The organism is Pseudomonas sp. REP124 (assembly GCF_020164475.1).
Classification (GTDB): Bacteria; Pseudomonadota; Gammaproteobacteria; order Pseudomonadales; family Pseudomonadaceae; genus Aquipseudomonas.
Genome location: NZ_JAIQWX010000168.1, coordinates 1 through 12548, shown reverse-complemented (window position 1 = coordinate 12548; position 12548 = coordinate 1). Strand labels below are relative to the sequence as shown.

The 12548-nt window shown below is 61.8% G+C and carries 10 protein-coding genes and 1 pseudogene; 9 read left to right on the top strand and 2 right to left on the bottom strand.

Going from position 1 to position 12548, the window contains the following annotated elements:
* Window positions 1-35: 35 nt before the first annotated feature.
* Both K9857_RS26525 and edd read right to left on the bottom strand, forming a co-directional pair.
* Window positions 36-992, bottom strand: coding sequence for a glucokinase (locus K9857_RS26525; RefSeq protein ID WP_224540918.1), 957 nt, complete (start codon window positions 990-992; stop codon window positions 36-38).
* Entirely contained in the window at window positions 989-2815 is a 1827-nt protein-coding gene (gene edd / locus K9857_RS26520; protein WP_224540916.1) for a phosphogluconate dehydratase, read from the bottom strand. Before edd ends, K9857_RS26525 begins: the two co-directional genes overlap by 4 nt.
* Before the next feature lie 221 nt (window positions 2816-3036).
* Between edd and gap the strand changes: the two genes are divergently transcribed.
* From gap to K9857_RS30665, 9 genes and pseudogenes are all read left to right on the top strand, one after another.
* Complete coding sequence (gap, locus tag K9857_RS26515; RefSeq protein ID WP_150733671.1) at window positions 3037-4038, top strand: type I glyceraldehyde-3-phosphate dehydrogenase; 1002 nt, start codon at window positions 3037-3039, stop codon at window positions 4036-4038.
* A gap of 79 nt (window positions 4039-4117) precedes the next feature.
* The gene (locus K9857_RS26510) at window positions 4118-4582 is read left to right on the top strand and encodes a methylglyoxal synthase (RefSeq protein ID WP_224540914.1); all 465 of its coding nucleotides are present in this window, start codon (window positions 4118-4120) and stop codon (window positions 4580-4582) included.
* A 91-nt stretch (window positions 4583-4673) separates the two neighbouring features.
* On the top strand, window positions 4674-5192 hold the full coding sequence (locus K9857_RS26505; protein ID WP_224540912.1) for an RNA polymerase sigma factor: 519 nt from the start codon (window positions 4674-4676) through the stop codon (window positions 5190-5192).
* A gap of 102 nt (window positions 5193-5294) precedes the next feature.
* On the top strand, window positions 5295-6260 hold the full coding sequence (locus tag K9857_RS26500; protein ID WP_224540910.1) for a FecR family protein: 966 nt from the start codon (window positions 5295-5297) through the stop codon (window positions 6258-6260).
* Window positions 6261-6382: 122 nt separating this feature from the next.
* Window positions 6383-8971, top strand: coding sequence for a TonB-dependent receptor (locus tag K9857_RS26495; RefSeq protein ID WP_224540908.1), 2589 nt, complete (start codon window positions 6383-6385; stop codon window positions 8969-8971).
* Window positions 8972-9083: 112 nt separating this feature from the next.
* Window positions 9084-9686, top strand: coding sequence for a biliverdin-producing heme oxygenase (locus K9857_RS26490; RefSeq protein WP_224540906.1), 603 nt, complete (start codon window positions 9084-9086; stop codon window positions 9684-9686).
* A 116-nt stretch (window positions 9687-9802) separates the two neighbouring features.
* Window positions 9803-10192, top strand: a complete 390-nt coding sequence (locus K9857_RS26485; RefSeq protein ID WP_224540905.1) for a YbaN family protein — start codon at window positions 9803-9805, stop codon at window positions 10190-10192.
* A 134-nt stretch (window positions 10193-10326) separates the two neighbouring features.
* Window positions 10327-11625, top strand: a pseudogene (locus K9857_RS30670) (chemotaxis protein); the annotation flags it as partial.
* A gap of 150 nt (window positions 11626-11775) precedes the next feature.
* The gene (locus tag K9857_RS30665) at window positions 11776-12531 is read left to right on the top strand and encodes a methyl-accepting chemotaxis protein (protein WP_411961617.1); all 756 of its coding nucleotides are present in this window, start codon (window positions 11776-11778) and stop codon (window positions 12529-12531) included.
* Window positions 12532-12548 lie beyond the last annotated feature (17 nt).

Genomic DNA, 12548 nt, shown 5'->3' with positions numbered 1-12548 from the left:
CGCGAGCAAGCCCGCCCCCACATTTTGATCGCATTTCAAATCAGGGATTGTTCCAACGCCACTCCCGCCCCCATCAACCCGGAATACGGCGCCGTCACCAGCCACACCGGTATCCCCTTGAAGTAGTCGCTCATGCAACCTTTGTCGGCAAAGCACCGGGCGAAACCGCTTTCGAGGAAGAAGTCGGCAAAGCGCGGAATCACGCCGCCTACGATGTAAACACCGCCACGCCCGCCGGTGGTCAGCACATTGTTGCCGGCCACCCGGCCGAGCCAGCAGCAGAACTGCTCCAGCACTTCCAGGGCAATCGGATCACCCGCCAGGCCTGCAGCAGTGATCGCCTCCGGGGTATCGAGCACCGGCTCATGTCCGTCCACCGCACAGATCGCCCGGTACACACGAGGCAAACCGCCGCCGCTCAACGCGGTTTCGGCGCTGACATGTCCGATCTCATTGAAGATGTGCTGCCACAGCTGGGTTTCCCGCGGACTGCTCAACGGCAGGTCAACGTGACCACCCTCCCCCGGCAACGCGGCAAAACGCCCTTCGCCGAGATTGAGCAAGGTGCCTACGCCCAGACCAGTGCCCGGACCGATCACCACCGCCGGACGCAATGGCTCCGGCGTACCTTCGCAGACCACGCGGAATTCCCCCGGCTGCAAACGGGTCATGCCCAACGCCATGGCCGAGAAGTCGTTGACCAGCAGCAACCGCTCCACCTGCAAGGTCTGGCAGAACCCCTTGCGGCTCAAGCGCCAGTGATTGTTGGTGAACTTGAATTCATCACCGCTCACCGGTCCCGCCACCGACAGGCACACCGAACCGATCGAACCCGGTTTCAGGCCCAGCCCGCTCAGGTACAGGCTGATCGCCTCTTCCGGGCTGGCATGGTCGGCCGTCGGCAGCACCTGAACCGATTCCAGCTGCTGGTTTTTCCACAACGCGAAGCGTGCGTTGGTCCCACCGATGTCACCGACCAAAGCCAGTTTCAATTAAGCGTCTCCAGGGCTGAAGTGAAGGCGCTGGCGCCCTGCTCTGCGGAGCTGAAGGCCATGCGCATGAAACCGAACAGCTCGCGACCGGTGCCGATGTTGTTACCCAATAGGCCCTTGGCCGGCGTGCGCGCTGCGAATTCTTCGGCGTCCACCTTGATCTCCAGGGTGCCTTTGACGCCATCGACGCGGATGATATCGCCCTCTTGCACCCGCGCCAAAGCACCGCCCACATAAGCTTCCGGACTGACGTGAATCGCCGCCGGGATTTTCCCCGACGCGCCGGACATGCGTCCGTCAGTGACCAGCGCCACCTTGAAGCCGCGATCCTGCAGCACGCCGAGGAACGGCGTCATCTTGTGCAACTCCGGCATGCCGTTGGAACGCGGGCCCTGGAAGCGCATCACCGCGACGAAATCCTTCTCCAGCAAACCGGCCTTGAACGCATCGGCCAGGTCCTGCTGATCCTGGAACACCATGGCCGGCGCTTCGACGATCTGGTTTTCCAGAGCAACGGCGGAAACCTTCATCACGCCGCGACCGAGGTTGCCTTCCATCACCCGCAGGCCGCCCTCTGGCGAGAACGCACGAGCCACCGGACGCAGGATGCTTTCGTCGAGGCTTTCGGTCACGCCTTCGCGCCACACCAGTTCGCCGTTGTCGAGGAAAGGCTCCTGGGTGTATCGGCTCAGGCCGTGACCCATCACGGTGTTGACGTTTTCGTGGAGCAGCCCGGCTTCCAGCAGTTCACGGATCAGGAACGACATGCCGCCCGCGGCCTGGAAGTGGTTGATGTCGGCTTTGCCGTTCGGGTAGACGTGGCTCAGGGTCGGCACGACTTCGGAGAGGTCTGCCATGTCCTGCCAGGTCAGCTGAATGCCTGCCGCCATGGCGATGGCAGGCATGTGCAGGGTGTGGTTGGTCGAACCACCGGTGGCGTTCAGGGCGACGATGGAGTTGACCAGCGAGCGCTCGTCGACGATCTCGCCAATCGGCAGGAAGCTGCCGTTCTGTTTGGTCAGGCGCGTCACCTGATGCGCCGCTTCGCGGGTCAGGGCGTCGCGCAATGGCGTGTTCGGGTTGACGAAAGACGCGCCCGGCAAGTGCAGGCCCATGACTTCCATCAGCAGCTGATTGGTGTTGGCGGTGCCGTAGAAGGTGCAGGTGCCGGGGCTGTGGTAGGAGTTCATTTCCGATTCCAGCAGCTCTTCGCGCGTCGCCTTGCCTTCGGCATAACGCTGACGCACATCGGCTTTCTGCTTGTTGGAAATACCCGAGACCATCGGCCCGCCCGGCACGAAGATCATCGGCAGATGACCGAAACGCAGTGCGCCCATCATCAGTCCCGGGACGATCTTGTCGCAGATGCCGAGCATCAACGCGCCGTCGAACATGTTGTGGGACAGCGCCACGGCGGTGGACAAGGCAATCACTTCACGGCTGGGCAGGCTCAGTTCCATGCCGGGCTCGCCCTGGGTCACGCCATCGCACATGGCCGGGGTACCACCGGCGAACTGACCGACCGAGCCGATCTCGCGCAGGGCCTTTTTGATCAATTCGGGAAAGACTTCGTACGGCTGGTGCGCCGAGAGCATGTCGTTATATGACGAAACAATTGCGATGTTGGCGGAATTCATCATCCGCAGGCTGTGCTTGTCATCGCTCCCGCAACCGGCCACGCCGTGGGCGAAGTTGGCGCACTGCAGTTTGCCACGCATCGGCCCGTCAGTGGCTGCGCCGCGAATCAATGCAAGGTAAGCCTCACGCGTGGCGCGACTGCGGGCGATAAGGCGTTCGGTGACCTCAAGTACGCGGGGATGCATGTGTAGAACTCCAGGCTAACGGATGTGGCGGACCTGATTGTCTATGCTGATCAAACGCCGTTGTCGATGGGATGACAGACGGTTTTCTCGATCGGTTGGACCAGTTGATTCAGGTCACTCGTTGTAGATTGAACAAAATATTGCCACTAAAAAGGCTTGTTTTCTATTTTTTTGCGAATAATCTTGTAATTCCAACAACAAAACGACGGTAGCGCTGATATATGACTCTTCGAATCGCAATCAATGGTTTTGGCCGGATCGGCCGTAATGTCCTGCGCGCACTCTATACCCAGGGCTACCGTCAGGATCTGCAGATTGTCGCCATCAATGATTTGGGCGACAGCGCGATCAACGCTCATTTGCTTAAGTACGACACGGTTCACGGCACGTTCGACGCCGATGTACAGCACGATCAGGAAAGCCTGACCGTCAATGGTGACCGTATTGCGGTGAGCGCCATTCGCAATCCGGCGGACCTGCCCTGGGCTGCGGAAAAGATCGATGTGGTGTTCGAGTGCACCGGTCTGTTCACCGACCGCGCCAAGGCCGCCGCGCATATCACCGCCGGCGCCCGCAAAGTGATTATCTCCGCGCCGGCCAAAGGCGCCGACGCCACTGTGGTGTACGGGGTCAACCACGACATCCTGCGCCAGTCGCACCAGATCATTTCCAACGCGTCGTGCACCACCAACTGTCTGGCCCCGGTGGCTCAGGTACTGCACCGCGAGCTGGGCATCGAAAGCGGTCTGATGACCACCATCCACGCCTACACCAACGACCAGAACCTGACCGACGTTTATCACACCGACCCGTACCGCGCCCGCTCCGCGACCCAGAACATGATCCCGAGCAAGACCGGCGCCGCTGAAGCCGTGGGCCTGGTATTGCCGGAGCTGGCGGGCAAGCTGACCGGCATGGCCGTGCGCGTACCGGTGATCAACGTGTCGCTGGTGGACCTGACCGTGCAGCTGAAAAAAGAGGCCAGCGCCGAGGAAGTCAACGCGCTGCTCAAGCAGGCCAGCCAGCATTCGAAGATTCTGGGCTACAACACCCTGCCGCTGGTTTCCAGCGACTTCAACCACAACCCGCTGTCGTCGATCTTCGACGCCAACCACACCAAGTCCAGCGGCAAGCTGCTCAAGGTCCTGGCCTGGTATGACAACGAGTGGGGCTTCTCCAACCGCATGCTCGATAACTGCCTGGCGCTCTGCAACGCCGAGTGATCGCCGCTCGCTTATGCGCAGGAGCTGCCTCGGCAGCTTCTGCGAAAGCTGTGACAACCTGTCTGGAGCAGTACCCCTCATGATCGGCATCACCTTCACCGAAAAAACCATGGCGGCGCGCAAGCGTATCGCCCTGGTCGCCCATGACCATTGCAAAGCGTTCCTGCTGGACTGGGCCGAACGCCAGAAACATCGCCTCGCCCAGCATCAACTGGTCGCCACCGGAACCACGGGTTTGTTATTGCAACAACGCCTCGACCTGCCCGTGGAAAGCATGATCAGCGGTCCGCTGGGTGGCGACCAACAACTCGGCGCGCAAATTGCCGAGCAACGGGTCGACATGCTGGTGTTCTTCTGGGACCCGTTCGAGCCCCAGCCCCACGACCCGGACATCAAGGCCTTGCTGCGGGTGGCGGCAGTCTGGAATATCCCCGTGGCGTGCAATGAATGCAGCGCCGACTATTTGCTCAGCAGCCCGTTGATGGAGCAGGCCCACCCGCACCGGATTCCGGATTACGCGACCTATTTGCAAGGTCGCGTTTAACGTCAGAAAGTGAAAACTTCACAAATCAGTGCTTGACCACTCAAGTAGATGATAAGCATTATCATTCGCTCAAAATGGATCAGGTCCTCCCGTGAGTCAATCGCGCTTCAACGACGTCTTCATCACCCAGCGAGTCTCTCTGCTGCGCACGCTGGAGCGGATGGTCAAAAACCACAGCACTGCCGAGGATCTCCTGCAGGAGACTTACCTGCGGGTGACCCGTGCGCTCAGCGAGCGGGCCATCGATCACCTGGAGCCTTTCGTTTTCCAGACCGCCCGCAACCTGGCGCTGGACCATTTGCGTGCGCGGCGCATCCATTCGCGGACCATGGTCGATGACGTGCCGCTGGAGGTAGTGGAAAGCGTCGCCGCCCCCGCCAGCAGCGCCGAAGACGCCGCCCATGCCGAACAACTGCTCGAGCGTTTGAACGTGCGCCTCAGTCAACTCAGTTCCCGCCAGCAACAGATCTTCATCCTCAGCCGCCTGCACGGTCACAGTTACCTTGAGATCGCCGAAAAGCTCGACGTATCCCTGAGCACGGTGCAGAAGGAACTGAAACTGATCATGAGCATTTGCATCGGCGTCGCCGAGCGAGCGAACGGCCGCTGAGTCGCCCGTGTCTCGACGGCCATGTTCATCGGGGCTACCCTTGCCCCTCTTTTGCGCTTCACTGAAAAAACAGCCGTGCACAGACACTGCCGAGGAAACACCGTGACGGACACCCACCGCTCCCCTTCGCCTTCATCGGCGCAGGCCCCTGCAGACGCGATGGACCAGGCTATGGACTGGCTGATCGTGCTGGACAGCCCGAGCGAAGAACAGTCTCGCCAGTTCCACGATTGGCTCGCCGCCGACCCGGCGCACGCCGCTGCGTTCGCCGAGGCCCAAGCGATATGGAACGGCCCGCAAGTCACGCAGTGCGCGCAGAACCTCGCCTCGCCTCCTGCCAAAGTCACCGTGCTGTCGCGTCTGCGCCCGCACTGGAAACCCCTGGCCACCGCTGCCGTGCTGATCCTCGGTCTGTTCAGCTTCAGCAACCTGCCGATGCGTTTGCAGGCCGATCACCTGACCGTGGTCGGCGAGCGCCAGCGCCTGCAACTGGAGGATGGCTCGAAGGTATTGCTCAATACCAACTCGGCGTTTTCCAGCACCATCAACGATCAGCAGCGTGTCGCGCGTCTGTATCAAGGCGAGGCGTTTTTCGAGGTGCAGTCCGCACGCGGCCAGCCGCTGGAGATCGACGCCGGACCGGTCACCGCCAGCGTTCGCGACACCGCCTTCGCCGTGCGTTATCTGGACGGCGTGGCTCAGGTTCGCGTGCAACGCGGCGATGTCGATCTGCGCGCCACCCGCGATGATGCGCGGGTACGTCTGAGCGCCGGGGAAAGCATTCGCATCGGCCCCAACGGTTTCGACCGCCCGGCCAAGCTCGATGCCGCCACCGACCTGGCCTGGGTCCAGGGCCGTCTGGTGTTCGAAAACTGTCCGCTGAGCCAGGTGCTGGCGGAACTGCGTCGCTACTATCCGGGCTGGATCATCAACAACAACGAGCAATTGGCGGATGTCGCCGTCACCGGAAACTACCGCCTCGACCAACCGCTGGACGTGGTGCGCTCCCTGGCTCACATCACCTCGGCCAAGCTCAAGGAATACCCGGCGCTGGTCATTTTGAACTGAATGAGAATTATTTTTACTCGATAGTGAACCCTCGTACGTCTCGTTATAGCCAATGCAATTGATTCGCATCCTCGGATGCCGATCAGCACCTATAAAGATTCGTGCGACACGGAGCGCTATCGATGTCCTCTCGCCTTACCCGCCAGTCCTCTTCCCCTTCCCGCGTGCTGTCGCTGCTGACCGCTGCCATCCTGATGGCCGGCACCGCGCCGGTCATGGCCGCCAGCGCCGAACAGCCGAGCCGCAACATGGGCGACTACTCGTTCGCCATCGCGCCTCAGCCGCTGGTTTCAGCACTCAATGATTTCACCGCGGTGACCGGCTGGCAGGTGGGTTTGCCCGCGGAACTGGCCGAAGGTGTGGCATCGCCGGGCGTGCGCGGGTCGCTGCCACCGGAAAAAGCCCTGGAGCGCCTGCTGGTGGGGACCAGCCTGAGCTATCGCAAACTGGGCAATAACAACATCGTGCTGGAGCGCCGCACCAGCGCCGGTACCCTGAACCTGCAACAGGTAACCATCAGCGCCACCCGTAACGAACAGGACGTGAACAGCGTGCCGAGCACCGTCACCGTTCACACCCGCGATGAACTGGACCGCAACAACGTCAACACCATCAAGGACCTGGTGCGCTACGAACCGGGCGTCTCCGTGGGCGGTGCCGGCACCCGTGGCGGGATCAGCGGCTACAACATCCGCGGCATCGACGGTAACCGCGTGCTGACGCAGATCGATGGCGTCGAAGTGCCCAACGGTTTCTTCAACGGCCCCTACGCCAAGACCCAGCGCAACTATGTCGACCCGGAAATCATCAAGCGCGTGGAAATCCTGCGCGGTCCGGCTTCGGTGCTTTACGGCAGCAACGCCATCGGCGGCGCAGTCAGCTACTTCACCCTCGATCCCGATGACATCATCAAGCCCGGTCAGGACGTCGGCGCGCGCCTCAAGACCGGCTACAGCTCGGCTGACGAGAGCTGGTTGAAATCCGCCACCGTTGCCGGTCGCGCCGATCAGTTCGACGGCCTGCTGCACTACAGCCAGCGCGACGGTCACGAAACCGAATCCTACGGCAGCAACAACGGCACCGGCCTGAGCCGCACCGCCGCCAACCCGGAAGACGTGCGCGCCACCAACGTGCTGGCCAAGATCGGCTGGAACTACAAGGACGATGCGCGACTGGGACTGGTCTACGAGAAGTACAAGGACGATCGAGACACCGATCAGAAGAGCGCCTATGGCGGCCCGTTCTTTGGTGGTGCGCCGACCATTCCGGCCAGCGTGTTGCCCGGCGGCATGTACCAGTGGCGTACCGGTAACGACACCATTACCCGCGAACGTTTTGGCATCGAGCACAGCTTCGCCCTCGACAGCCTGGTGGCGGACAACGTCAAGTGGAGCCTCAATCACCAGATCGCCAAGACCGACCAGAGCACCGACGAGTTCTACTTCCCGATCACCCGCCAGGTGCTGAGAACCCGCGAAACGCTCTACGAAGAAAAGCAGTGGGTGTTCGACGCTCAGTTGGACAAAGGCTTCAGCATCGCCGACACCGAGCATCTACTGACCTACGGCACCACCATCAAGCAGCAGAAAGTCACCGGCTCGCGCAGCGGCAACGGCACGTGCCTGGCGGTCGGTCGTGGCTGCACCGCCATCGGCGCGATCAGCACGGCCGACGTGCTGCGCAAATCCAGCGACTTCCCGGACCCGACCATCAACACCTACAGCGTGTTTGCCCAGGACCAGATCAGCTGGAACGACTGGACCTTCGTGCCGGGTCTGCGCTACGACTACACCGAACTCAAGCCGGACATCACCCAGGAGTTCCTCAACACGGTTTCCGCCGACGGTCGCGGCACCGTCAGCGACGAGAACAAGACCTGGCACAAAGTCTCGCCCAAGTTTGGCCTGACCTACGCCTTCAACGACAACTACACCTGGTACGGCCAGTACGCCGAAGGCTTCCGCACGCCGACCGCCAAGGCGTTGTACGGGCGCTTCGACAACACCGCCGCCGGCTATCGCGTAGAACCGAATCCGGATCTGGAGCCAGAGAAAAGCCAGGGCTACGAGACCGGCCTGCGCGGCAACTTCGAGCAGGGCTCCTTCGATGTGGCCGTGTTCTACAACAAGTACCGCGATTTCATTAACGAAGACGCCGTTACTCCAGGTTACGACGAGCCGACCTTCCAGAGCGCCAACATCAAGCACGCCACCATCAAGGGTGCCGAGATCAAAGGCCGTCTGAACCTCGACGCCTTCGGCGCGCCGCAAGGCCTGTACACCCAGGGCTCGGTGGCCTACGCCTACGGTCGCAACAACGACAACGGCGAGCCGCTCAACAGCGTCAACCCGCTGACCGGCGTATTCGGCCTCGGCTACGACCAGGAGAAATTCGGCGGTTTGGTCAGCTGGACCCTGGTCAAGCGCAAGGACCGTGTCGACGACAGCAACTTCAAGTCGCCGGACGGCGTCAGCAGCCAGTTCAAGACCCCGGGCTTCGGCGTGCTGGACATGAGCGCCTACTACAAGGTGACCGACGACGTGACCGTCAGCGGTGGCGTCTACAACCTGACCGACAAGAAATACTGGTTGTGGGATGACGTGCGCGGCTACGACAGCGTCGGCGAAGCCTCGGTGACGCAACCGGCCAACCTCGATCGCCTGACCCAGCCGGGTCGCAACTTCGCGGTCAATCTGATCTGGGATATCTGACCCCGCCCACCTCGCTGCGCGACTGGATAACGGCTGCGCAGCGAGGATTTTTTACTGTCCGGCACCTGCTCATTCGTCTCGTTACCAGGCACTTCTCTTTCAAGGATTTCCCATGACCACTCAGGACACGGCTGCACGCCCGGCCTTGCGCTCGCAACGCCTGAACCAGATCACCCACGAACCCCACAGCAAACTCGACGCGCTGGTCAAAGCCCACGCGCCGTTCGAGACCCAGGCCAACTTCGCCCGTTTCGTGGTGGCGCAGTATCTGTTCCAGTCGGAGCTGGTGGCGCTGTACAACGATGCCGAGCTGACCGCGATCGTTGCGGATCTACCTGCTCGCTGCCGTGCTGAAGCCGCGAAGGCTGACCTCGCCGACCTGGACACTGAAGTGCCTGCGCCCGTTGCCGGAGCCGTGAACAATACGAGCAAGGCTGAAGCCCTGGGCTGGCTGTTCGTCTCCGAGGGTTCGAAGCTCGGTGCGGCGTTCCTGATCAAGCGTGCGGTGGGCCTGGGCCTGAGCGAAACCTTCGGCGCCCGTCACCTGGGCGAACCGGCCGGCGGTCGTGCGCAGGGCTGGAAGAACTTCGTCAAAACCCTCGATGAGCTGGAGTTCAGCGCCGAAGAAGAAGCGCAGCTGGACAAGGGCGCCATCGACGCGTTCAACCGCTTCACCGTGTTGCTCGAACAGGCCTACACCCCGGAAACTGCCTGATTTGCTTTATGTAGGAGCGAGGCTTGCCCGCGAAGAATCCACCGCGGTATTTCTGATGGACCGCGTCATCGTTCTTCGCGGGCAAGCCTCGCTCCTACAGGTCATTCGTAGACACTATGCGTACAACCTCCAAACTCGCCCGCATCCTGTATGGCCTTCTCGCCTCCACCAGCCTCGGCATCGGCCTGATCGCCATCGTCATCCCTGGCCTGCCGACCACCGAGTTCATCCTGCTCGCCGCCTGGGCTGCGACCCGCAGTTCGCCGCGCCTGAGCGCCTGGCTGGAAAACCACCGCCTGTTCGGGCCAATCCTCAGTAACTGGCGCAACGGCAAGATCGTCGCGCGCCGGGCCAAGGTCAGTGCCACGGCAAGCATGCTGCTGTGCGCCACCCTGATGCTGGTGATGCTCGACCATGGCTGGCCGATCTACCTGGCGATTGCAGGCATGACGCTGGGCAACCTGTGGATCTGGTCGAGGCCGGAATCCGTGGTAAAAACCTCCTGATTCTTGCGGCGACTTTCCCTGTTTTTAAGCCTGTTTTCGGCACATTTTTCCGCGCAAACGGTCAACCATGACCGTTCGTCGGGTTGCGATTCATGCGCCTAACCTCCACGCCGATGGGGATTGAATGGCGCTGAATGGATTTGGCGCGCCGAGCCGCAAACGCTCGCAGCCAACCCCTCATCCATTCGCGAGTTCGCCCCATGTTCGACTCACTGTCCATCCGCCTGAAAACTGTCCTGCTGTCTGCCCTGTGCCTGCTTGGCGTGGTCGCCCTGATCATGGGCATGAACTTCTACCAGTCCCATCAGAACGATGAACTGGTCAGCGCTTCCAGCAGCAAGATGCTCACCGACAGTGTGCAGGACCTCTTGCAGGCCAAGGCCGCCGAGCAGGCAGTGCGCGTGCAGAAAACCTTCGGCGAAAGCCTGCTGGTGGTCACCGCACTGGCCGACCAGATCAAGGACATGCGCACCATGGCCGCCAAGCGTTCGATTGAACCGGGCGTGGTGCGCGAGGAGTTGAACCAGAGCCTCAAAACCGCCTTCGAGCGCAACAGCAAGGTGCTGGGCATCTGGCTGGCGTTCGAGCCCAATGGCCTGGACGGCAAGGACAGCGAATTCGTCAATGATGCTGCGCGTCAGTCCAACGAAATCGGTCGCTTCGCCACCTACTGGAGCCGCGCCGGCGGCACCGCGCTGAACACGATCATGGTCGAGGAAGACATGACCAAGACCGATCTCAACCTCAGCGGCACGCCCTACAACGTCTGGTACACCTGCCCGCGCGATACCAAACGCACCTGCCTGCTCGACCCCTATGCCGATACCGTCGGCAACAAGGAAATGTTGATGACCACCATTTCCGTGCCGCTGCTGGTGGAGGGCAAGACCATCGGTGTGGTCGGCATCGACATCGCCCTCGACACCCTGCAAGCCGCCTCTGTCGCCTCCCAGAGCGAACTGTTCGACAGCGCCGGACACATGCTGATCGTCTCCGGCACCGGCGTGCTGGCGGCCTACAGTGTCGACGCCGGCAAGGTCGGCAAAAAAATCGGCGACAGCCTCGGTGAAGACGGCAAGAACATTGTGCAAATGCTCGGCGCCGGCGCACCGAAGATTCTCGACCAGGGCGACCTGATCCGCGCGGTCTACCCGGTCAGCCCGATCGCCGACGCCAAGCCCTGGGGCGTGGTGATCGACCTGCCCAAGCAGGTGATGCTGGCCGACTCGGTGAAACTGCAAACGGTGCTCGAAGACGCCCGGCAGAGCGGCACGATCAAAGCAGTGCTGGTGGCGATCGTGGCCGGCCTGATCGGCTTGCTGCTGATCTGGCTCACTGCTTCGGGCGTCACCCGGCCGATCAATAGCGTGGCCGAGATGCTCAAGGCGATCGCCAGCGGCGACGGTGACCTGACCCAACGCCTGCGCTACAGCAAGAAAGATGAACTGGGCGAACTGGTCAGCTGGTTCAACCGCTTCCTAGACAAGCTGCAGCCGACCATCGCGCAGATCAAGCAAAGCATCACCGACGCCCGCGGCACCGCCGACCAGTCTTCGGAAATCGCCCGTCAGACCAGCGAAGGCATGCAACTGCAGTTCCGCGAAATCGACCAGGTCGCCACCGCGTCCAACGAAATGAGCGCCACCGCCCACGACGTCGCCAACAGTGCATCGAACGCCGCCAGTGCCGCCAAAGGCGCCGACCAGTCAGCTCGCGATGGCATGCAGATCATTGAGCGCAGTACTCGCGACATCAACGATCTGGCTGAAGAAGTCAGCAAAGCCGTGAGTGAAGTGGAAGCGCTGGCCGAGAACAGCGAGCAGATCGGCTCGGTGCTGGAGGTGATCCGCAGCATCGCCGAACAGACCAACCTGCTGGCGCTCAATGCCGCCATCGAGGCGGCCCGTGCCGGTGAAAGCGGTCGCGGTTTTGCGGTGGTGGCCGATGAAGTGCGCAACCTGGCCAAACGCACTCAGGACTCGGTGGAAGAAATCCGCCTGGTGATCGAACGCATCCAGAGCGGCACCCGCGGCGTGGTCGCCACCATGCACTCGAGCCAGACCCAGGCCCACAGCAACGCCGGGCAGATCCAGCAGGCGGTACAGGCCTTGAGCAAGATCAGCGATGCGGTCACGGTGATCAGCGACATGAACCTGCAAATCGCCAGCGCCGCCGAACAGCAAAGCGCCGTGGCCGAAGAGGTCAACCGCAACGTCTCGGCGATTCGCACCGTCACCGAAACCCTCACCGGACAGGCCACCGAATCGGCGCAGATCAGCAGCCAGCTCAACCAGCTGACGACCCAGCAGATGAAATTGATGGATCAGTTCCGCGTGTAACCCGCCCTGCTTTCCCC

Bases quoted from the DNA above. Each gene is read 5' to 3' on its own strand.
- edd (WP_224540916.1), bottom strand. From the start codon at position 2,815: ATGCATCCCCGCGTACTTGAGGTCACCGAACGCCTTATCGCCCGCAGT.
- gap (WP_150733671.1), top strand. From the start codon at position 3,037: ATGACTCTTCGAATCGCAATCAATGGTTTTGGCCGGATCGGCCGTAAT.
- K9857_RS26510 (WP_224540914.1), top strand. From the start codon at position 4,118: ATGATCGGCATCACCTTCACCGAAAAAACCATGGCGGCGCGCAAGCGT.
- K9857_RS26495 (WP_224540908.1), top strand. From the start codon at position 6,383: ATGTCCTCTCGCCTTACCCGCCAGTCCTCTTCCCCTTCCCGCGTGCTG.
- K9857_RS26490 (WP_224540906.1), top strand. From the start codon at position 9,084: ATGACCACTCAGGACACGGCTGCACGCCCGGCCTTGCGCTCGCAACGC.
- K9857_RS26485 (WP_224540905.1), top strand. From the start codon at position 9,803: ATGCGTACAACCTCCAAACTCGCCCGCATCCTGTATGGCCTTCTCGCC.
- K9857_RS30665 (WP_411961617.1), top strand. From the start codon at position 11,776: ATGCAACTGCAGTTCCGCGAAATCGACCAGGTCGCCACCGCGTCCAAC.